Source organism: Massilia sp. Se16.2.3 (assembly GCF_014171595.1).
Lineage (GTDB): Bacteria > Pseudomonadota > Gammaproteobacteria > Burkholderiales > Burkholderiaceae_D > Telluria.
This window is the reverse complement of sequence record NZ_CP050451.1, coordinates 1,970,615-1,991,391: the sequence shown is the minus strand read 5'-3', so window position 1 is coordinate 1,991,391 and position 20,777 is coordinate 1,970,615. Positions and strand designations below refer to the sequence as shown.

17 protein-coding genes are annotated in these 20,777 nt (G+C 57.8%); 11 read left to right on the top strand and 6 right to left on the bottom strand.

From position 1 onward, the window contains the following. Positions 1 to 14: 14 nt before the first annotated feature. On the bottom strand, positions 15 to 962 hold the full coding sequence (gene puuE, locus G4G31_RS09230) for an allantoinase PuuE (RefSeq protein ID WP_182991176.1): 948 nt from the start codon (positions 960 to 962) through the stop codon (positions 15 to 17). A 121-nt stretch (positions 963 to 1,083) separates the two neighbouring features. On the opposite strand from puuE, the gene uraH reads away from it, so the two are divergent. The 7 genes from uraH (at position 1,084) to G4G31_RS09195 (ending at position 9,191) form a co-directional block, all read left to right on the top strand. Next, on the top strand, positions 1,084 to 1,437 hold the full coding sequence (gene uraH, locus G4G31_RS09225; RefSeq protein ID WP_182991175.1) for a hydroxyisourate hydrolase: 354 nt from the start codon (positions 1,084 to 1,086) through the stop codon (positions 1,435 to 1,437). A gap of 254 nt (positions 1,438 to 1,691) precedes the next feature. Beyond that, entirely contained in the window at positions 1,692 to 2,249 is a 558-nt protein-coding gene (locus G4G31_RS09220; protein WP_182991174.1) for a ClpP family protease, read from the top strand. 240 nt (positions 2,250 to 2,489) lie between these two features. Next, positions 2,490 to 3,746 (top strand): hypothetical protein, encoded by a 1,257-nt coding sequence (locus G4G31_RS09215; RefSeq protein ID WP_182991173.1) that lies wholly within the window; start codon positions 2,490 to 2,492, stop codon positions 3,744 to 3,746. Between the two features lie 10 nt (positions 3,747 to 3,756). Continuing rightward, a complete protein-coding gene (locus tag G4G31_RS09210) occupies positions 3,757 to 4,164 on the top strand; it encodes a hypothetical protein (protein ID WP_182991172.1) in 408 nt (135 codons plus the stop codon). Between the two features lie 127 nt (positions 4,165 to 4,291). After that, positions 4,292 to 5,860 (top strand): methyl-accepting chemotaxis protein, encoded by a 1,569-nt coding sequence (locus G4G31_RS09205; protein ID WP_182991171.1) that lies wholly within the window; start codon positions 4,292 to 4,294, stop codon positions 5,858 to 5,860. 341 nt (positions 5,861 to 6,201) lie between these two features. Continuing rightward, positions 6,202 to 7,926 (top strand): type IV-A pilus assembly ATPase PilB, encoded by a 1,725-nt coding sequence (gene pilB, locus G4G31_RS09200; protein ID WP_182991170.1) that lies wholly within the window; start codon positions 6,202 to 6,204, stop codon positions 7,924 to 7,926. 29 nt (positions 7,927 to 7,955) lie between these two features. Further along, complete coding sequence (locus G4G31_RS09195) at positions 7,956 to 9,191, top strand: type II secretion system F family protein (protein WP_182991169.1); 1,236 nt, start codon at positions 7,956 to 7,958, stop codon at positions 9,189 to 9,191. 148 nt (positions 9,192 to 9,339) lie between these two features. Here G4G31_RS09195 and G4G31_RS09190 read toward each other — a convergent pair. Further along, positions 9,340 to 10,484 (bottom strand): IS3 family transposase gene (locus G4G31_RS09190; RefSeq protein ID WP_182989678.1). Its coding sequence is split into 2 segments (ribosomal slippage): positions 9,340 to 10,226 and positions 10,226 to 10,484, totalling 1,146 coding nucleotides; the frame shifts between segments, so codons are not numbered across the junction. Positions 10,485 to 10,924: 440 nt separating this feature from the next. Between G4G31_RS09190 and G4G31_RS09185 the strand changes: the two genes are divergently transcribed. Both G4G31_RS09185 and G4G31_RS09180 read left to right on the top strand, forming a co-directional pair. Continuing rightward, positions 10,925 to 12,874, top strand: coding sequence for an ATP-dependent endonuclease (locus G4G31_RS09185; RefSeq protein ID WP_182991168.1), 1,950 nt, complete (start codon positions 10,925 to 10,927; stop codon positions 12,872 to 12,874). Continuing rightward, positions 12,874 to 14,802, top strand: a complete 1,929-nt coding sequence (locus tag G4G31_RS09180; RefSeq protein WP_182991167.1) for a UvrD-helicase domain-containing protein — start codon at positions 12,874 to 12,876, stop codon at positions 14,800 to 14,802. Before G4G31_RS09185 ends, G4G31_RS09180 begins: the two co-directional genes overlap by 1 nt. 390 nt (positions 14,803 to 15,192) lie before the next feature. Here the strand turns inward: G4G31_RS09180 and G4G31_RS09175 are convergent, their stop codons facing one another. Continuing rightward, positions 15,193 to 15,840, bottom strand: coding sequence for a hypothetical protein (locus G4G31_RS09175; protein WP_182991166.1), 648 nt, complete (start codon positions 15,838 to 15,840; stop codon positions 15,193 to 15,195). Between the two features lie 344 nt (positions 15,841 to 16,184). Here G4G31_RS09175 and G4G31_RS09170 point away from each other — a divergent pair, with 344 nt between their 5' ends. Continuing rightward, positions 16,185 to 17,456 (top strand): hypothetical protein, encoded by a 1,272-nt coding sequence (locus G4G31_RS09170; protein ID WP_182991165.1) that lies wholly within the window; start codon positions 16,185 to 16,187, stop codon positions 17,454 to 17,456. 1,092 nt (positions 17,457 to 18,548) lie between these two features. Here G4G31_RS09170 and G4G31_RS29000 read toward each other — a convergent pair. From G4G31_RS29000 to G4G31_RS09155, 3 genes are all read right to left on the bottom strand, one after another. Next, the gene (locus G4G31_RS29000) at positions 18,549 to 18,677 is read right to left on the bottom strand and encodes a hypothetical protein (protein ID WP_374011284.1); all 129 of its coding nucleotides are present in this window, start codon (positions 18,675 to 18,677) and stop codon (positions 18,549 to 18,551) included. Positions 18,678 to 18,768: 91 nt separating this feature from the next. Then, positions 18,769 to 19,077, bottom strand: a complete 309-nt coding sequence (locus G4G31_RS09160) for a hypothetical protein (RefSeq protein ID WP_182991163.1) — start codon at positions 19,075 to 19,077, stop codon at positions 18,769 to 18,771. A gap of 115 nt (positions 19,078 to 19,192) precedes the next feature. Then, positions 19,193 to 19,642: a DUF3732 domain-containing protein gene (locus tag G4G31_RS09155; protein WP_182991162.1), complete on the bottom strand. Its 450-nt coding sequence runs from the start codon at positions 19,640 to 19,642 to the stop codon at positions 19,193 to 19,195. A gap of 177 nt (positions 19,643 to 19,819) precedes the next feature. Here G4G31_RS09155 and G4G31_RS09150 point away from each other — a divergent pair, with 177 nt between their 5' ends. Next, the gene (locus G4G31_RS09150; protein WP_182991161.1) at positions 19,820 to 20,497 is read left to right on the top strand and encodes a hypothetical protein; all 678 of its coding nucleotides are present in this window, start codon (positions 19,820 to 19,822) and stop codon (positions 20,495 to 20,497) included. Positions 20,498 to 20,777: the final 280 nt, after the last annotated feature.

Genomic DNA, 20,777 nt, shown 5'->3' with positions numbered 1-20,777 from the left:
AGAACATTCATATATCAGCCACGGTAGGGATGGGTGGCCTGCCAGTGGCGCGCGATGTCGATGCGGCGCGTGACCCAGACGGCGTCGTGCTGCAACACATAGTCGAGGAAGCGGGCCAGCGAAGCGGCGCGCGCCGGACGGCCGGCGAGGCGGCAATGCAGGCCGATGGACAGCATTTTAGGCCGATCCAGGCCATTCGGATCGCCTTCCGCGTACAGGACGTCGAAAGCGTCCTTCAGGTAGTCGAAAAATTGCGTGCCCGAGTTGAAGCCTTGCATCGCTGCGAAGCGCATGTCATTGGTGTCGAGCGTGTAGGGCACCACCAGGTGGGGCCGCTCCGCCCGCACGCCGTCGGCGTTTTGGTATGCCACGTTCTGCCAGAACGGCAGGTCGTCGCCGTAATGGTCGGCATCGTAGGCGAAGCCGCCGTGCTCGACCACGAGGCGGCGTGTGTTCGGCGAATCGCGACCGGTGTACCAGCCGAGCGGCGCCTCGCCGGTCAGCTCGCGCATGATCGCCACCGCCTCGGCCATGTGGGCGCGTTCAAGCGCTTCGTCGACGTTCTGGTACGAGATCCAGCGCAGGCCGTGGCAGGCGATCTCGTGGCCGAGCTCGCGAAAGGCGGCCACCGCATCGGGATTGCGCTGCAAGGCCATGGCGACGCCGAAGACGGTCAGCGGCAACTCCCGCTCCTCGAACAGGCGCAGCAGGCGCCACAGGCCGGCGCGCGAGCCGTATTCGTAGAGCGACTCCATGCTCATGTGGCGCATCGGAAAAGCCTGGGCCCCTATGATTTCGGATAAAAATGTCTCCGAAGCCGGATCGCCGTGCAGGACAGAATTTTCCGCGCCCTCTTCGTAGTTCAGCACGAACTGCAGGGCGATGCGCGCGCCCCCAGGCCAGCGCGCGTGGGGAGGATTGCGGCCGTAGCCGACCAGGTCGCGTGGGTAGTCAGGGTTCATGATTCGGCAAGCCGTGACGGCCGCGGGATGATGGGTATATGGAGGATCATATATTGTCGGATCGTCATCGGTATATGATCCCGCCAATAGCGTCGTTCACCACCAACATATAGGAGAAGCGATGGGCAAACTCAGCACCCACGTGCTCGACACCGCGCACGGGCGCCCGGCATCCGGCGTGGCGATTGCGCTGTATGCCGTCACGGAGACGGGCCGCAGCCTGCTGACCGAGGCGCGCACGAATGCCGACGGCCGCTGCGATGCGCCGCTGCTCGAGGGCGAGACCCTGCGCGCCGGCCGCTACGAACTCGTGTTCGGCGCGGGCGACTATTTCGCCGCCCGGGGCGTCGCCCTGCCCGAGCCACGCTTCGTCGACCGCGTGACGATCGCCTTCGGCGTGGCCGACCCGGCGCAGAATTACCACGTGCCGCTGGTGGTCACGCCCTGGTCGTATTCCACTTACCGGGGCAGCTAGTGTCTCACTGACAGAGGGTACGGAAGCGGTAGCAGAATGCTTGCCGCATCCGTAGGGTGGACGGGGGACCCGTCCACCCTACCGGTAGCCTTGCCGGGCAACCCCGACGCTCGGCCTTGCCGGGCAACCCCGACGCTCGGCCTTGCCGAGCAACCCCGACGCTCGGCCTTGCCGAGCAACCCCGACGCTCGGCCTTGCCGAGCGCACCCCCCGCGCGAAACTTGTTATCCTGTGCCTACACGACAGGAGCGCCAATGTCCTTGCATATCGTTCATTTCATCGGACCCATCAACGCCAGTTCCGCTTGCAGCGTGCGCAACATGTGCCTGCAAGCCCTGCAAAGCGGTGCCAGCGAAATCGAGCTGCACATGTCTTCCGAGGGCGGCAACATGACAGCCGGCTTTGCGCTCTACTTCTTCCTGAAATCGCTCCCCATTCCGCTGTCCACTTTCAATATCGGCAGCGTCGAATCCGTGGGCGTCGTCATTTTCCTTGCCGGCGAGCGCCGCTATGCCTGCCCCGGCTCGCGCTTCCTGATCCACCCGCTGCACTGGGGCTTCGGCAACCTGGTGGCGGCCGACCATTCGCGCGTGTCGGAATGGCGCGAATGCCTGGACTTCGATGCCGAGCGCTACGCCAGCATCTTCGACGAGGCCACCCGCGGCGCGCCGGAAGCGTGCGACATCCGCCCCCACCTGTTCGGCAATGCCCGTATTTATACCGCCGAACAGGCGGTGCGGGCCGGCCTCGTGCACGAGGCAACCCAGGCGCGCCTGCCGCCGATGGGCTCGACCACGCACTGGTGGAACTGATCTCTTACCAATACGAAATCGAAACTTGTAGAGAAAACATCGGTTACTGATTCTACTGTTTCAGCCACACAACAGAGCACCGCCTCCTGGCCTTATTTGCCTGGAATCGGTGCTCTTTTGCTTGTCAGCACTTTTGCCTCATGGATACAATCATTTCCGTCAATTCACGCTTCCGAGCGATCTGACGTACCACAACAAGAACTAAATCTTATAAACGCAGCATCTGTTACAGGTTGTCTTATGAATAAGCAGATTATCGTCGTCGCGCTGGCCCTGCCGCTGGCACTCTCGTCGGCCTTCGCCCAGGAATTGACGGCACCGACTGTCAAGATCAGTGGCTTCGGCACCGGCGCCCTGACCTTCAGCAATACCGACCAGGCCGAATTTGGCCGCGCCAATCAGGCTTCCGGCGCCAAGAGGAATTCCCCAAGCACTGGCGTCGACTCGAACCTCGGCTTGCAGGCTGACATCGGCGTCAATAGCTGGCTGTCCTTTACCGGCCAGGGCCTCGTGCGCCGCGACGCGGAGGACGACTTCGGTGCCGAACTGTCGTTGGGCTTCGCAAAAGTCCGTGTCAATGATCACTTCAGCTTCCGCATTGGTCGTACCGCCATGCCGACGTTCATGATTTCGGACTTCCGCAACGTAGGTTACGCCAACAACTTCCTGCGCGCCCCCGTCGAGATGTATTCGCAAGTACCGTATAGCGCCCTGGACGGCATCGATGCGACTTACCAGCAGAGCTTCGGCGACACCACCATTACCGGTAACGTGGGCTTCGGCCGTAGTCAGGCGAAGATCGTCGGTGGCGTGACTGCCGAGGCAAACCATACGACGAGCGTCAACCTGACGGCCGAACATGGTCCGTTCACGGCCCGCTTCAGCCGCGTCGACGCCAAGATTACCATCACGGGTTCGAGCAACTTGAGTAACCTGCTGAACAACCTGCGCGCTGCCGGTACCGGCTACCGGATGCCACAACTGAACACGCTGGCTGATCAACTTACCCCGATCGACAAGGATGGCTCGTTCACCTCGGTGGGCTTGACCATGGACTGGAACAACATTGTCGCCCAGAGTGAATTTGCCAAGCGCAAGAACAACAGCTATGTCACCTCGACCACCTCGTGGTACGTGATGGGCGGCTACCGTTTCGGCAAGGTCCTGCCGTACTTCATCCAGAGCAAGCTGAAGATCGACGACTTCCCGACCAACGTCGTGCCAGCGGCCTGCCCGGCCGGCTACCCGGCCGCCTGTACCCCGACCATGGCAACGCTGCGCGGCTACGTCGCCGGCTTGCCGTACTACGGCACCGGCCAGGGCGAACAGAGCACCACTTCGCTCGGCATGCGCTGGGACTTCCATAACTCGATGGCGCTGAAAGCCCAGATCGACCGCGTCAAGCCGGCCGTCGGCAACGGCCTGCTGATCAACGCCGCGCCTGGTTTCCAGCGCGACATCACCGTCGGCGCAGTCGCCCTCGACTTCGTTTTCTAAGGAGCACGCCATGAAAAACGCAATGACCATGGCTGTTGCAGCCCTCGCCCTGTCCGCCTCGATCCCGGCATTCGCCGAAGTCGTGGTGGTGGTGAACCCGAAGGCCGCCGAAGCCTCGATGTCGAAGGACCAGGTTGCCCAGTTCTTCCTCGGCAAGTCGAGCAGCATGACCCCGATCGACCAGCCTGAAGACGCCGCCATCCGTGGCGAGTTCTACAAGAAGGTGACCGACAAGGATGCGTCGCAAGCGAAGGCCCTGTGGTCGAAGCTGGTGTTCACCGGCAAGGCCACGATGCCCGCGCAAGTGGCCAACAGCGCCGCCGTGAAGGCTGCCGTTGCCGGCAATCCGAAGGCAATCGGCTATATGGAGAAAAGCGCTGTCGATTCCACCGTCAAGGTTGTCTTCACCGCGCCGTAAACAAGACTGGAAGCCCGCTTCCTGAACGCCGCCCTGGCCGCTCCATGAGCCGCCAGGGCTTAGTACGTAGGAAAGCGGGCATTGTCAGTTGTGTATTGTTAGTAGCGAGACGAGAGAGACGAGAAATATGAGCATCAAGCGCAGAATCTGGGCACTACCGGTCATTTCGACCCTGATTTTCGGCCTCGGCGTAGGCGTGTCCGCGATGATCGCGAACGACGCGCTGGAGTCGATCAATTCCACCGAGCGTACCGACTACCCGGTGCTTGACGCATCCAAGGCTCTCACGCTCGAGATCGGCGACATCACCGACGGTCTGCGCGACGCCGTGTCCGAAGGCGACAAGGCGCGCATCGAGCAAGTCGGCGAGCAGGCCAACAAGGTCCGCACCCACCTGCAGCAGTTCGGCCAGATCGACGGCCAGCGCGAAAACGGCGCACGCCTGCTGAAGGAATTCAACGAATACTATGCGCCGGCGCTGTCGGCCGCGCGCATCATGCTCGAACTCGAGCAAGGCGACCCGCAAGCCGTGGTGCCGAAAATGCAAAGCACGCTGGCGGCCCTGAACGCCGACCTGGAAAAGACCCAGGCCAAGGCCAAGGAACAGTTCAAGGCCGGCATCGTCAGCAGCGCCAACAACGTCAGCCGCGTGCTCTGGACCATGATCTTCACCGCCATCGTGGTGGTGGCGGCGCTGGCACTGGTGTCGTGGTTCGTCGTGCGCGCCATCTGGCACCAGCTGGGCGGCGAGCCGGAATATGCCCGCGAAATCGCCCGTGCCGTGGCCGCCGGCGACCTGGCGATGGATATCCGTACCGAACCGAGCGATACCGCCAGCCTGCTGGTGGCGCTGAAGGACATGCGCGCCCGCCTGGCGACGATGGTTGCCGAAATCAAGGGCTCGGCCGAGACCATCGCCGTTGCCAGCGCCGAGATCGCCAGCGGCAATGCCGACCTGGCCGGCCGCACCGAATCGCAGGCCGCGAGCCTGGAACGCACCGCCCGTGCGATGGACGAGCTGACCGGCGCCGTGCGCCAGAACGCCGCCAACGCCAACGAAGCGAACAAGCTCGTGGTGAGCGCGACCGACATTGCCACCCGCGGTGGCCAGGTCGTGGGTGGCGTCGTCAGCACCATGGGCGACATCAACACCTCGGCCAAGAAGATCGTCGAGATCATCTCGGTCATCGATGGCATCGCCTTCCAGACCAACATCCTGGCGCTGAACGCGGCGGTCGAAGCGGCCCGTGCCGGCGAACAGGGCCGTGGTTTCGCGGTCGTGGCCGGCGAAGTGCGCAACCTGGCCCAGCGCAGCGCCGCGGCGGCCAAGGAAATCAAGGAACTGATCGGCGACTCGGTCTCGAAGGTCAATGCCGGCAGCGCGCTGGTCGACCAGGCCGGCGTGACCATGGGCCAGATCGTCGACTCGGTCAAGAAGGTGCACGACATCATGGCCGAGATCTCGGCAGCCGGCCAGCGCCAGAGCGAAGGCATCGAGGACATCGGCCGTGCCATCGACAGCATGGACGAGATGACCCAGCAGAACTCGGCCCTGGTCGAGGAAGCCTCGGCCGCCGCCGAATCGCTGACCGAGCAGACCGGCCAGCTGACCGGCGCCCTGTCGGTGTTCAAGCTGGCCGAACACGGCGGCGCCCCGGCTGTCGCGACGCGCCCGGCTCCGCTGGCACTGCGCTGATCGAAGGACAGCTCCTGGAAAACAGCGCCTGCGGGCGCTGTTTTTTTTGCCCCATGGCCGGCGCGCCGCACCATCAAGGCAAGCCGGCTCATCCATTATTCTTTTTGCATCATCGATATCGCGATGTCCACACTCGTTGATGCGTCGCTAACATCTGCTGGCGAAACGCCAACAGAATCCTGTCCCTGAGGCGTCTTGCATATTCGTCTCCGTGGTGTGTACGCATCTTGCGCTACCTAAATGCTTTACAAAAGGAATGCCTGTAGGCATCATCCAAAGAGTCCGGCGTCCGGTTATTCCCAGGCGCCGCCTTCAGTCGCTCCTCTACTTTTACGGTTCTTATGGCAGCAGTCCTCCCGAACACGACCTCAAGCACACCGATGTCGGGTTTGGCGCGTGCGCTGGTGCAGGTCGGCCGTTTGAGCGCGGCGCAAGCCGATGCTTGCCAAAAGAAAGCCGTCGCCGACCGCAGCAGCTTCATCGACGCACTCCTCGCCAGCGGCGGCATCGATGCCCAGTCGCTCGCCGTGTTCTGCGCCGAGACCTTCGGCTATCCGCTGCTCGACCTGTCGAACTTCAACCTGGCTTCGCTGCCGGCCAGCGCGATCGACATCAAGCTGATGGCGACGCAACGCGTGATCGCCCTGGCCAAGCGCGGCAACCGACTCTCGGTCGCGATCTCCGATCCGACCAATACCCAGGGCCTGGACCAGATCAAGTTCCAGAGCGAAGCGGCAGTGGAGCCGGTGATCGTGGCCCACGACGCCCTGCTGGCGCTCCTGTCGAGCCTGACCAAGTCCGCCGACGAGAGTCTGGGCGACCTGGCCGGCGACGACAACGACATCGAATTCGCCGAGGAAGAGCAAAGCGCGGTACCGGTGGAGTCCACCAACGATGTCGAAGACGCGCCGATCGTGCGCTTCCTCAACAAAATCCTGCTGGACGCGGTGCAGCTGGGCGCTTCCGACATCCATTTCGAGCCTTTCGAGAAGTTCTACCGCATCCGCTTGCGGGTCGACGGCGTGCTGCGCGACCATGCGATGCCGCCGCTGTCGATCCGCGACAAGCTGGTCTCGCGCATCAAGGTGCTGGCCAAGCTCGACATCTCGGAAAAGCGCGTGCCGCAGGACGGGCGCATGCGCCTGATCCTCTCAGCCACGCGCACCATCGACTTTCGCGTCAGCACCCTGCCCACGCTGTTCGGCGAAAAGACGGTCATGCGTATCCTCGACGCGACCCAGGCCCAGATGGGCATCGACGCGCTCGGCTACGACCCCGACCAGAAGGCCCTGCTGCTCGACGCGATCTCGCGCCCTTACGGCATGGTGCTGGTGACCGGGCCGACCGGCTCGGGCAAGACCGTCTCGCTGTACAGCTGCCTGAACGTGCTGAACAAGCCGGGCATCAATATCTCGACCGCGGAAGACCCGGCCGAGATCAACCTGCCCGGCGTGAACCAGGTCAACGTCAACGACAAGGCCGGCCTCACCTTCCCGGTGGCGCTGAAGTCCTTCCTGCGCCAGGATCCCGACATCATCATGGTCGGCGAGATCCGCGACCTGGAAACGGCCGACATCGCGATCAAGGCCGCGCAGACCGGCCACATGGTGTTCTCCACCCTGCACACGAACGATGCGCCCTCGACCCTGACGCGCCTGATGAACATGGGCGTGGCCCCCTTCAACATCGCTTCCTCGGTGATCCTGATCACCGCGCAGCGCCTGGCACGGCGCCTGTGCACCTGCAAGCAGCCGGTCGAGATGGAACCCGAAGCGCTGCTGGCCGCCGGCTACCGCGAGAGCGACCTGGAAGGCGACTGGAAGCCCTACGGCCCGGTGGGCTGCGAACGCTGCCTCGGCTCCGGCTACAAGGGCCGCGTCGGCATCTACCAGATCATGCCGATCAGCGAGGCAATCGAGGCGCTGATCCTCGCGAACGGCAACTCGATGCAGATCGCCGAGCAGGCCGAGAAGGACGGCGTCAACTCGCTGCGCCGCTCGGGCCTGATGAAGGTGAAACAGGGGCTGACGAGTATCGAGGAAGTATTTGGCTGTACCAACGAGTAGTGACTAGATAAGCGACTGACAGGATTACTATGGCAACATCCCTCACCACCCGCGCCCGCGGCGGTGCCCAAGTCAAGGAAGCGGTCTACGCCTGGGAAGGCAAGGACAAGTCCGGCAAGACCGTCCGTGGCGAACTGCGTGCCGGCGGCGAGGCGATCGTCAACGTGACCCTGCGCCGCCAGGGCATCATGGTCACCAAGGTCAAGAAGAAGATCTACCGCTCCGGCAAGAAGATCACCGACAAGGACCTGACCATGTTCACGCGCCAGCTGGCAACGATGATGAAAGCCGGCGTGCCGCTGCTGCAGGCTTTCGATATCGTCGGCAAGGGCCACGCGAATCCGTCGATGTCCAAGCTCCTGCTCGACATCCGCGGCGATATCGAGACCGGTACCAGCCTGAACAACGCTTTCCGCAAGTACCCGCGCTATTTCGACCCGCTGTTCTGCAACCTGGTCGGCGCCGGCGAACAGGCCGGTATCCTGGAAGACCTGCTGCACCGCCTGGCGATCTACAAGGAAAAGACGCTGGCGCTGAAGGCCAAGATCAAGTCGGCCATGACCTACCCGATCGCCATTCTCGCCGTCGCCTTCATCGTCGTGGCCGTGATCATGATCTGGGTGGTGCCGGCCTTCAAATCGGTGTTCACCAGTTTCGGCGCCGACCTCCCGGGGCCGACCCTGATCGTGATGGGCATGTCGGAATTTTTCGTCGAATGGGCCTGGCTGATCTTCCCCGGCATTGCCGCCGCCATCTACTTCTTCTTCCAGTCCTGGCGCCGCTCGCTCAAGATGCAGCAGACCATGGACCGCCTGCTGCTGCGCGTGCCGGTCTTCGGCGACGTGATCCGCAAGGCCACCATTGCCCGCTGGACCCGTACGCTGGCGACCATGTTCGCCGCCGGCGTGCCGCTGGTCGAGGCGCTCGATTCGGTGGGCGGGGCCTCCGGCAATGCCGTCTACCTCGACGCCACCCGCCGCATCCAGACCGAAGTGTCGACCGGTACCAGCCTGACCGTGGCCATGCAGAACTCGAACGTCTTCCCCAGCATGGTGACCCAGATGGTGGCGATCGGCGAGGAATCCGGCGCGCTCGACAGCATGCTGGGCAAGGTCGCCGACTTCTTCGAAGACGAGGTCGACGAAGCCGTCGCCGCCCTCTCCTCGCTGATGGAACCGATGATCATGGTCATCCTGGGCGTGCTGATCGGCGGCCTGGTGGTGGCGATGTACCTGCCGATCTTCAAGCTCGGTTCGGTGGTCTAAACAACACTTGTAGGTTCTCAGAATACTTCGCAGCGTCTCAGAAAACTTCGCAGCGAATTCGCAGCGTTCTCACGTAGTTCGCAGTAGCTCTACCTCTATCTGACGTAAAGCTACTGCTGGCCTTCCCTCATCGTCACGGACACTTCCGTTAGGCGCATTTTAGATTTTCAAACTGTACCGGGCTGATGTAGCCGATAGTGGAATGACGCCGGCGTGGATTGTAGAACCTTTCGATATAGTCGAACACGTCAGCGCGTAAATCATCTCGGGTCCGGTAGTGCTTTTTGCTCAGGCGCTCGGTCTTGAGCGTCGAGAAGAAGCTTTCCATTGCAGCGTTGTCCCAGCAGTTGCCACGACGGCTCATGCTGCAAACGATGCCGTGAGACTCGAGCAAGCGCTGAAAGTCTTCGCTGGTGTATTGGGAGCCTTGGTCGGAATGATGCAGCACTGCCCGAGGACGGCCACGACGGAAAACAGCCATCAGCAGGGCATCCATTACCAGCTGTGCCGTCATTGTCGGTTGCATCGACCAGCCCACTACACGCCGCGAGTACAGGTCGAGGACAACAGCGACAAACAGCCAGCCTTCGCCAGTCCATACATAGGTAAAGTCAGCTGCCCATTTCTGGTTCGGGCCTGTCGCTTCAAACTGCCGGTCCAGCAAGTTGGGCGCAATGGCGTGGATCGGCGCGTCAAGCTGGCCTGGTGCACGGCGACGCTTATGCCGAGCCTTGATGCCAGCTGCTTTCATCAGCCGTGCTACGCGATTCTCGCTGCAAGCGAAGCCAGCATCGATAAGGTCTCGCACTACGCGCGGCGAACCATATGTGCCATCGCTGGCTTCGTAGCTATGCTTGATGGCCTTGAGCAGCTGCGCATTCTCGCGTTCGTGCGCACTCACTGGCCGGCCGAACCAGTCGTAAAAGCCGCTGCTCGATACGCCGAGTAGACGACACATCGTCCGCGTCGGCCAGATGGTTCGATATTTGGCGATGAAGCCGTACTTCACTTGAGGTCGGCTGCGAAGTAGCCGAGCGCCTTTTTTAAGATGTCGCGCTCCGTCTTGACCTTGGCCAGCTCGCGCCGCATGCGCTCATATTCCTGGCTTGAGACCTTCTCGCTCCCGCCTGTGACCTCTGCATCCACGTTGGCGTCTCTGCACCACCGTCCCAGCAGGTTCGCGCCAATGCCCAGGTCTCGCGCAATTGCCGCCTTGCTCGCACCAGGCTGGCCTACCAGCTTGACTGCCTCTCGCTTGAACTCTTCTGAAAACAACCGTCTTTCACGTGCCATGTAATACCTCCGATAGGGACATCATACCTATCGAAAGTGTCCGAGCTGGTGGGGGAAGGCCATGCCTCATACTGCAGTCGGCGCAGCCAAGCTGGACGTGCTCATGATTATAGGCTCGATCGGCATACAGCTTACCTGAACGTTTGCGCGCTCGACCTGGCAGTCCTTTAACGCCCGGGAACGCCTCGACAAACGGTAATGTAGCCCTGAGTCGTGCACTTACGCATCTAAGATCCTCGCAACGAGACAGCCGCGAAAGCTTCGTCCTTCTACGCCTGCTTCCTAATGCTTGCTGACGTCCATACTTGATCCGCGATCAACTGCCTTTAGATCTTCTAGCAGTCATGCAAGGATGACTGACTGTCGCTAGCGCAAGGGTCTTCCTCATTAGACTAATGGAAGTTCCGTTACACTAAGGAACTTAAAAGACTGGGGGGAACATGTACGTTCGTCGGATTACAGCCTGCAATTTCCGAGCATTCGGGACAGAGAAAGATGGAAAATACCTTAACCTGATTCTCAACCAAGGCCTGAACGTCCTCGTTGGCGAGAATGATGCCGGTAAAAGCAGTATCGTGGATGCCCTTCGATACGCCCTGTCCACAACTAGCAACGATTACCTGCGCATCGACGACCTAGACTTTCACGTATTCAAGGACGCTCGCGCCGAAGAGCTAAGCATCGAGGTTGAGTTTGGCGGTCTGTCCAAGGACCAGAAAGCTGCGCTACTCGATTGGCTCACCATTGAGCGCGATAAAGAGCCATATCTCGTCATCCACCTTCGCGCTCGTAGACGAACCGATACGACGGAGAGCCGCAGCCTGCAGCCGATAGTGCGTACTAATTCAGGTGCCGGCGGCCACGGCCCGGAAATCGGAGCAGCAGCCCGAGACCTAATTCGCGCCACTTATCTCAAGCCATTGAGAGATGCTGTATCCGAGCTTCGCCCCAAGAAGGGCTCGAGGCTTTCCCAAGTGCTCCGGGCTCAAAAGGCCATGAAAAACCATGGGATCAACAAATTTGATCCTAAGAACCCCGACGTGATTCCTAACACCCTCGTCGAGGTCATGGCACAAGCTCAGCACCGTATCAGTGGGTTCCCGATCATCAAGGATGTCAGGGATAAGCTCAACAAGAGCTATCTCAATGAGTTGAGCTTTGAAGATGCACCTCTGCTGTCTGACATCCAGATGGCCTCCGAGCCCTCTCTCGTGCAATTGCTGGAAAAGATGGAGCTCACCCTAGATGCCCCCTCACCTGTTGGCAATGCGGAGGCCTGCGAGCGGGGTCTGGGCTACAACAACGTACTGTTCATGGCCACCGAGCTGCTCTTGCTCGGCACGGGCATGGAACTCGCGCTCCTTCTTATTGAAGAGCCGGAAGCCCATCTCCATCCTCAACTTCAAGCTCGTGTGCTGGAAATGCTCTCTTCGAGAGCCGCCAAAGACGGTATCCAAATCGTCCTGAGCACGCACAGCCCGAATATCGCGGCTAGCGCTCCGGTGGAGAACGTCATTCTCGTCTGCAAAGGCAAAACTTTTCCTTTGCGCAAGAATGAAACAAAGCTTGATGACAGCGACTATAAGTACCTGTCCAGGTTCCTGGACGTGACTAAAGCCAATCTGTTTTTCGCGCGAGGTGTGCTGATCGTCGAAGGACCTGCAGAAGAGCTTTTGCTGCCGGCTCTTGCCGAGGCCTGCGGTCGCTCTTTCACGGCCAACGGTATTTCCGTCGTGAATGTCGGATCAGTGGGGTTGTTTCGATATGCCCGAATCTTTCAGAGCCTCACAGGTGCACATGTTCCGATTCCAGTGGCTTGCGTCACCGACCGGGACATTGTTCCAGATGGCGTAGCCTACGTCCAAGGACGATTGGACAAGGAGAAAGCCGGTGTCGCCTTGCCGAAGGGACGAAAGAAGCACAGCAATCGGAAGGAAGCAGACTTCTCACGTGAAGAGGCTGCAGCTCACGTCAAAGCGCGCGTGGATCGAGCAGCAGGCGGGAACACGAAAGTGTTCGTTTCCGACAAGTGGACGTTGGAATATGACCTTTTGACCTCTGGCTGCAGAGATGCGATGTTCACCGGAATCCAACTCGCTGATGCCGAAAATTCGGACGGAATACTAACAGCCGAAGTACGCGCCAAAACCATGAAAGAGGCAAAGGAGTTTCTCGAAGAACAAGATGAAGCTCTAGGCGCAAACGAAGCAATAGCCATCGACGCGTACGAGCTGCTCGCAGATGGATTGTCGAAAGCAATCTCAGCACAATATGCGGCCGAACTTCTCAGGAATGGGCATTGTGGCAAGGGTGAAGAGCTCTTCAACAAGCTTCCGCCTTATTTAGCGAATACCTTCAATCATCTTATGCCACACTTGGAGCCGCTCTGATGCCAGTGCAGTTAAATGTTGAGGACCTAAAGCAGTTAGGCAAATGGTTTCCCCAGCTGTCATTTGATCGCGATGACCAAATCAGGGCTTTGCTTCACATGGAGTCGGCAGATTTTCAGGCGGTTCCTGGGAGTGGAAAAACAACGCTGCTCGGGGCAAAACTCGCCTTATTATCGCGAAAGTGGCCTTACGCGAATCGCGGAATCTGTATTCTCAGTCACACTAACGTGGCTAAGCAGGAAATCGAACAACGGCTTCTGAGCCTTCCTGGCGGCGAGGCACTTCTGGCCTACCCACATTACATCGGAACCATCCAGACCTTCATCAACAAATACTTGGCAATCCCTTGGCTTAGAGCGAGGGGAGTCGAGCTAAAAGAGATTGATGACGATGCGTACGGAGATAGATTTTTAAGCTTGGCAAAGAAGGACGTAGATGTTAAAGGGTGGCTTTTCCCACAAAAATTTCAGTGGGAGCGTTCGAGCGCGATTCGAGGAATTCGATTCAGTGGCCCCGAACTGACGTTGACCACAAGCGCACGGACAGCACTTCCTGCGAATGGCAAAACCATCGATGCCCTCAAGCGGATTAAAAACCGCCTTACCAAGGATGGTTGGCTCTGTTATGACGACATGTTTGCGTTCGCAGAAAGGGCGCTGAAGTATGCTCCGACCCTAGACGACACTATTGCCCATCGCTTCCCGCTGGTCTTTATGGATGAAATGCAGGACACCAGTGACCTACAACTGGACGTGCTCAGCAACGCATTCCTAGGAGACGCCATCATTCAGCGCTTTGGGGACATCAACCAAGCGATCCTGATCCGAGGAGCCGGGACCCATGCGCACGCTTTCCCAAAACCGGGGTTCTTTGAGGTTTCGTCCAGCCTGCGCTTCGGTCCCCTAATTGCGGATGTAGCCAATCGCTTGAAGCTTGTGGGCGGACACATAGAAGGCAGTGGCGGTAGAGCAGTTGCGCAGCCTGCACTGATCCTGTATTCGGACGCAACGATACAGAGCGTGGTTCAACGGTTTGGCACATGGGCCGCCGAAAACTTCGCTCCCAACGAGCTAGCTTCACGGCCGATCAAGGCAGTCTGTGGCGTCAAGCGCGAAGGCAATGCGCAACAGCCTGTCGGGAGGCACATCAAGGACTATGTGCCGGACTTTGTCATTGACGCGAGCCGCCCTGCGGGCGCTCGATCAACGATCTGCAGGCTCGTCCGTGAGGCAGGCACAGTCGAGTACACCGCTGGGGATGTAACGAAGCGTACCGGCAGCGCGCGACTTGCCGTGTTGAAGCTATTGAGACACTGCGGGCGCCCCGATCTTCGCGATTTGGTTGGTTGGTCCCAGTTGCGGAGGGACCTCCATCAAGACTCGCAAGCCCTGCAGGCCGTGAACCGCGTCGTGCTCGACATCGTCGAAGGCCAGTACGCCACCGAAACGCAGGAGCTTTGGGATACCTCGCTAGAACGACTGTTGACGGGACTCGAGCCCCTTATCGAGTTGGATGCGCAGGTGCCAAACGTCGCTGAGACGGAGTTTGAAGCCGACGATAGGGCCCCACTTGCTGTACGGCCTGGCGGGGCTAACACCCTGCGCATTGATGCCTACGGCAAGTCTTTTGACCTTCATCTGTCGACGATTGCAGGCGTCAAGGGCGAAACGCATCTAGCGACGCTGGTGCTCGAGTCATGTGTCAACAAGCGCTACGACCTCAGTGAACTAATCCCCTACCTTCTAGGACAAGAGGCTGCAAATATGGTGACTGACCCGGTACGTAAGGCACAACTCCACAACATCTTTGTTGCGGTGACGAGAGCGACCGGCATGGTAGCCATAGCGATCCACGCTGACCGGGCACCTGAAGCATCACTACCGCTGATGCAAGCCGCAGGATGGGTTATTTGGGACTGGACCAAGTGATCCGTAAATATGGTTTGGTAGGCTGACGCTGGCCGCTGTCCAAGGATCGATACAACGCTATCCAAGTATCCTGCCTTCGGTGATCGCATGGGCAAAAACCACACGAGTAGGTCTCTCAAACGCGCAGCTCACTGTAGCCGTATCCTCCCACACCTGGACCGGCCGCGGTGGTCAGCCGAGGTAGATCGCCGAAGCGCTGGCAAGCGGCAAGCGGCAAGCGGCAAGCGGCAAGAATCTTGGCGACTTCCGCATGAAGAAGCAATGGTGTATATCAGCTCGTACCGCTGACTTAGGTCTGCTATCGGCTGCGCATGCAATTGTTCGACACGGCACACTCATAAAATCGTTGTGCAGACGGTTCGTAGTTAAGTGTCGTCTCTAATGGAAGGATTAGACATCGCTCTCCCCTTTCGATTTTGCCCGTCCAAAATGGTGATTAGGCGTATAGACGAACTGGTGTCCAACGTCCAAGGCATGGACCACTGCATATAGATTTTTAACGAAAGAAGAGCAGCGTGCGATAGCGACATACAGTTGGAATAGTGAGGGCATTTCGCCGATGGCTGTATGTATATCTACCAACTCCTGTTTCTTTGATTTCTCCGAGTGAAAGAACTCAGAGTTAAACCAGAGATCGATCATTCTTCTGTTTGAAACTGGATGACCTAGATTAGCGGATACCTGCGTGGCCTTCATTGCCTCTTTGTATTGGCCGGCCAACCAATCCATGTATCCGCCGGCCCATTCATCTTGAGTGCGTCGCCGCACCTTCGTCAGAATCTTTTGGAACTGCGTCGGCTCTTTGTCGGCATAGAAGAATCTGAAGTTCCGAGCTAGGCTCGCGACCTCTTCTACATCAGGAGTGTTAGCCTCGAATGTGAATTCATCGGGCTTCTCGGTGGGCGTAGTTCGGGAGATCGGAATTCCTTGGTACTTCCTTTGAGCGCTCGCCAGTTTCTCTACTCTCTCCCGAAAGAGCACTACATCCGAAAAATCCTCGGCGTCCATCCCAACAACGGGGCTCTGGCGCCTAATCATGTGGTCGAGAATGGGAAGAGGCATTTGGAGATGTCTAATTAATGGGCCGAAAGCGGACTATCAGAATGGCTCAGTGTACGCGAGTGTTGCTCCTGAAGCAAGTATTGGGTTTTTCAGTATGCTTGTCCAGAAAGGTTCAGCTTTCGGTCAGCTTTTATGAAAATGTTCTTGCCATGATGATTTGAGCGTCTAAGCTGGAATGACCACTTGGGTCCCGAAGGCTAGGTAATGAGCGCTAACACGTGAGCAGACGCTGCTTAATTTCGAAAATGCGCCTCCGGGGGCTCAGCGTTGTGGATCGGTATCTCGACAATCCATCAGCCCCAATTACCACAGCTGGATCCATGGCAACCCTTGGGATCACGTATAAAACGGGCACAGGTAAGCTGCTTACTCAGCATAAACCACAGCAGTTTATCGCGCGCGCCCTCGACGATGACATTCAGGCTGTACGGCTTCCTACTGCGTACAAAGGACAGCAACATCTTCCTGGCTACCAATGGGTGTTGACAGGACTCACTTCTGGTGGAAGTCTCCCGAGACGCGAGACGCGAGACGTAGACGGCAAGCTGGTCTTTTTCCGAACGTCTGAAGTTGAGGAACTTATCGAGAATACTTCAGGCGGACTAGACGAAGATATGTACGGCTGTCGATACACACATGCTGAATTTTCACCTGCTGCATTGGCGATCACACACTTCGATGGTGCCATCCGTGCCTACCGGGCAGAGGCGTACTTTGAGCGGATCGATGCACAAATCGATCGCGCTGGCAAACATTCGGAATACACGAAGCTTTTTCGTTTCGACGGACCGCTTCCTGTCGAGCGTTGGAAGCGCCTTATGAGCGACTACTTCCGAGGTAATCCACTTGTCCCAGAGTACCTTGGAGTTCCAAGCGAAGAATTTGAAGCTTCCCCCACGCTCCCGGCAGCGACCGCGGAGGTTGCCGATGAAGCGGATCTCGCATCGTTTATCAGCCTCGCGAGAAATACTATAGACGAGCGCTTCGCCCTTGGATACAACTGGGCGACAATTCCTGGGCTAGGGCGACTTCCAACAGTAGAGACCGGATGTGAGGCCGTTGACGCGTTTCTACGAACACAGATTGATATTTCCCACGTGCCCGCCGTGGGAGCAACAGATGGCGTCCTCAATCTCGCGCGAATGGGTTTCGGGGCAGACGACGATTTTCCTAAAATGATGATGGGAGTTGTCGCAGGCATCGCGAATGCCTTGCCCCAGGACATTCTCACACTGAATTTGCAGAAAGTGGCGATTTCGCTGACATGGCCATTCGGTGATCTCATGGTGACGTTGAGCATCAGGGGTGAAGCGAATCTAGTATCGCAAGCTCTGGAACAATTGTTCTCAGTCGTTGATCCGATTAAGCCCCCTTCAGAGTGGATCGAGCCGCTTTCAGAACTAGTGCAGAATCTCGCTCCACGATTCACCCCTGTTGACGGATTCTGGGGTGTCACAGAGGGAGTGCTCGAGTACGAGCACTCGGATGAACTGCCATATCACATGCTCGTTCCTGAGGCGATGATGGCAACGCTGACACGGAATAGTGTGGAGTCGGAGGGGCCTAGCGCAGGCGGCGCTCCCGCAGGGTGAGTCGTAGTAGACGGCGTCTACCACAACCCGAACCGGACCAGGCGCTAAGATGACGCCCGCGTTTGTAGACGGACTGATATCATGGTCCCAAACACTTCTCCTCGAAGCCCTTGGCCGCTTTTAGCAGCTCATCTCTCTGGATCATCCTGCGAGCCCTCGTACGGAAACAATCTACGAAGATTGCTCCTCATTGCCAGATTGGACGCTTTGTGCCGTCTGCACTCAAAAATTGCGAAGTTTTATGAGAAAAAGTACTGCGAGATACCTGAGAAGTACCATGGTTCGAACAGGAAGCCACTGCAGGTATGGTGAGTTCCTACAACTTGCTTGGCGGCGGCGGGCGACTGCAGGTTCTCAGAGTACTTCGTATGTCTCCGAAAACTTCGCGGTGAACTTGTAGCGATGTGACGTAGTTCGCGGTAGCGCTACTGTCTGGGCAAACAGTTGAGGCAGTCTTTACCGACAGTGACAGAGTCGAATGAAACTGTTCGCTGTCGATTAGCACCTACGGTAGCGTTAAAGCTCGAAATCTATTTGCGCGTTATGGCGCTTGCGGTTAAGATCGTTAGATAGTGTTAAGAACAGCAGGCGCTAATTAGCGGTGCCTGTAACCTGCCAGTCGGGTTGCTGCCGCCAACTCCATACTGGGCCTTCGCTTGACGATTGGCGTAAGAGAAATAGGCAGCAAAGTCTGGACGCCACCGCCCGGCTCGTTCAAGAGACCGGTGGCAATGTTGAAGGAGATTGGACATGTCCAATACTACATCAACGGCTCCAGCACCTTTCGGTCATGTGATGCTCGAAGTAGGAAGTGGCTTTTTGTTACTTACTCATTCGGGTGTCGCTCCCGTTTTAGCCTTTGTGCTAATTGTTGGCGCCGTGTATCTGCTGCGTCGGTGACCTAAAGGGGTAGTGCCCGGGAGCTATGTGAAAACATAGCTCCCACCCCCTCCTTCCCGCATCCCCCGTCGATCAAATTGCGCTCGGCGCCTGTTACTACACGCCCCCTTCTAGCTTACTACGCGGTGTCGTCGCCGCACCTGCCCGTTAACGTGCAAATATCGCGGCGCGGTTCCTCTTAGGCCCTGAGGATCACCACATCCCTAACTCGCCAATCAGGCCGTGAGGAGTCCAGACAAGCGAAACCATAGGCAAGCCGGGACTGTTGATACACAGACGTGCAAGTGTTTCACGGTCCAGCTCAGAGTGCTTACCTCCCATTGGGTGACTGTGCCACGTTCCTACGAAATGGAGATGCCCAGCTGAATCTGCGTGCGCCGAACGAGGTGCTACTGGCAAGTGCAATCAGGATCTAATTCCTGTCGTTCTGATCAGATGATGGCAGACGCGCATGCCGAACAATTTGCGCAGCAACTATCTCGCTAAACCCATTTTCAAGCAGTTTTGCATGAAGCTCTTCTGGTGTCTGGGCATCTATGTGCATTTCTTCGTCGGCTGATACAGGTAGCCCAATCGTGGCCACGCCGTCGCCCAGGATCTCGTCCTTGCCATAGGTTGTTACGACTTTTAAGGCGCGATCACCGCCATCGTTATACTCCTGCAATTTAAACGGACGATCGCCATCAGCACCGGCGAATACCGGCCTCCAATTCGCATTCATGTCGTTCCTCAAGTTGTTGGGCATAGGTGCAAGATTGAGGATATTACGACATTCCAAAAAACGAAGCGCACCCATGAGAGGAAGTTAGATGCGTGTTTCCGGATGTGTGCTATTGCTACGCTAGTTTGCTATTACGCCACAGTAGATACCACCGCAGAAATATTGCTACTTTATTAAAGACTCTCGGTTGCCGTAAGGATAGATTATTGACGAGATTTACGCTGGGTTGTTTGAAGTTCACCGAAGGCGATGAACCCAGCACCCTTTTTGCGCCACCTAGCACGCACAAGAGAACCAATCTTGTGCCGGATTGAAACTTCGGATGATCAACGTGATCTGTCACGACTATTTGTGGTCGGATCCCTGTTGCCTTCTCTGTTTCGTTGCAATGCTGCACTAACTGATCAAATGAGTTCGCTACCGCTGCCAAGTCTTCGGCCACTGAACGGCGCTCTTCACGCGTTGCGTCGTTAAGAGCAAGCTCCTTTGGATCGAACTCCTCCTTGGCGCCCAGAACAGGGGGAAGCCAACTTGGCTTGGCTGTCGTGATCGCTTCTAGTTGCAATCTGCAAAGGTTAGGTGTACATTCGTCTCAGTGGCGCCCGCCCGAGTTGCGAACGGCTCAATCAAGGCAAGTAGTGACCCATCTGTGCAATATCTGAAAGCCTTCCTCAACCATTGGATTTTCCACTGCGGGGATGCGTAATCGTTCGACTTCCGACCGCAGCAATGGAGAATTGCAATGAGTTTCCGTAGTATCGCTTACGTCGCGCGTACCGAGCTTGCCGCGTCGTTCATGACCGTTTCGCTCGGTCATATCCAGCAGCTAGTCGCAGCCGCTCTTGGCTATAACAGTCTGGCAGCCCTCCTAGCATCATTTGAAGAAAATCCTGGAGTAGATGGCGCGGCATATTTGATCCTCGACGATGAGTGCATCGCCAATCGTGCGAAAGACCTAGCAGTTTATGGCTACTTAGGGAAAATTATTGATGCGATTATCGTGGGCATTGAAAGTCAAAACACTGCTCCACGAGTGTTCAGGAACACTGACGATTTTTTCGAGGACGTATTGTCCGGTTTTATTGACGAGGAAATCTTCCACGACGAAGCAGTCAACACAGCCTCCGCCGAGACGAACGCCTATTTTTCCGAGGCGTTTGCAGAACTCGCTAGTGATCCAGAAGCCCTGAGAGATGCAGTGTCAGCATGGGCTGTGCCAGTGAGTGGGGTGATCGATATGGATCAAGACCCCGATAGGATGTTTTCCGGCGATAAAATCCGGTTCAGTGGTGTAATCCGTATAAAAAAAGCTGGCAGAGTCTGCTTAGCAGCGGACATGGCGCTGGACATCTCCGCAGCGGTCGATCACGACTATTATGAACGACCAGATGATGGCGACATCGAAGAAGTCGTAAGTTAAGTGTTTATCACTGCCGCCAACCGGCTTCGATATGGTTGCCAGGTTGGGGCAGCTTGATTATTTTTCGTACTACAGGAAATACTGGCGAAGGTCAGCCCGAGATCCTTCAGCAGGCGCTTGCGGAAAATACAAAGTCAGGTTTACACCGGACCTTGACCGCATCCGCTGCACATCCGTGACAAAGTTCTAGAACGCGTGCCGGATACCCAAGTCGACCGCCTTGTCGCCCGTACCGCTCTCGACCGCGCTGGCGACCGTATAACCGGCACCATGCTTGTTG

Bases quoted from the DNA above. Each gene is read 5' to 3' on its own strand.
- puuE (WP_182991176.1), bottom strand. From the start codon at position 962: ATGAACCCTGACTACCCACGCGACCTGGTCGGCTACGGCCGCAATCCT.
- uraH (WP_182991175.1), top strand. From the start codon at position 1,084: ATGGGCAAACTCAGCACCCACGTGCTCGACACCGCGCACGGGCGCCCG.
- G4G31_RS09220 (WP_182991174.1), top strand. From the start codon at position 1,692: ATGTCCTTGCATATCGTTCATTTCATCGGACCCATCAACGCCAGTTCC.
- G4G31_RS09215 (WP_182991173.1), top strand. From the start codon at position 2,490: ATGAATAAGCAGATTATCGTCGTCGCGCTGGCCCTGCCGCTGGCACTC.
- G4G31_RS09210 (WP_182991172.1), top strand. From the start codon at position 3,757: ATGAAAAACGCAATGACCATGGCTGTTGCAGCCCTCGCCCTGTCCGCC.
- G4G31_RS09205 (WP_182991171.1), top strand. From the start codon at position 4,292: ATGAGCATCAAGCGCAGAATCTGGGCACTACCGGTCATTTCGACCCTG.
- pilB (WP_182991170.1), top strand. From the start codon at position 6,202: ATGGCAGCAGTCCTCCCGAACACGACCTCAAGCACACCGATGTCGGGT.
- G4G31_RS09195 (WP_182991169.1), top strand. From the start codon at position 7,956: ATGGCAACATCCCTCACCACCCGCGCCCGCGGCGGTGCCCAAGTCAAG.
- G4G31_RS09185 (WP_182991168.1), top strand. From the start codon at position 10,925: ATGTACGTTCGTCGGATTACAGCCTGCAATTTCCGAGCATTCGGGACA.
- G4G31_RS09180 (WP_182991167.1), top strand. From the start codon at position 12,874: ATGCCAGTGCAGTTAAATGTTGAGGACCTAAAGCAGTTAGGCAAATGG.
- G4G31_RS09175 (WP_182991166.1), bottom strand. From the start codon at position 15,840: ATGATTAGGCGCCAGAGCCCCGTTGTTGGGATGGACGCCGAGGATTTT.
- G4G31_RS09170 (WP_182991165.1), top strand. From the start codon at position 16,185: ATGGCAACCCTTGGGATCACGTATAAAACGGGCACAGGTAAGCTGCTT.
- G4G31_RS29000 (WP_374011284.1), bottom strand. From the start codon at position 18,677: ATGGGAGGTAAGCACTCTGAGCTGGACCGTGAAACACTTGCACGTCTG.
- G4G31_RS09160 (WP_182991163.1), bottom strand. From the start codon at position 19,077: ATGAATGCGAATTGGAGGCCGGTATTCGCCGGTGCTGATGGCGATCGT.
- G4G31_RS09150 (WP_182991161.1), top strand. From the start codon at position 19,820: ATGAGTTTCCGTAGTATCGCTTACGTCGCGCGTACCGAGCTTGCCGCG.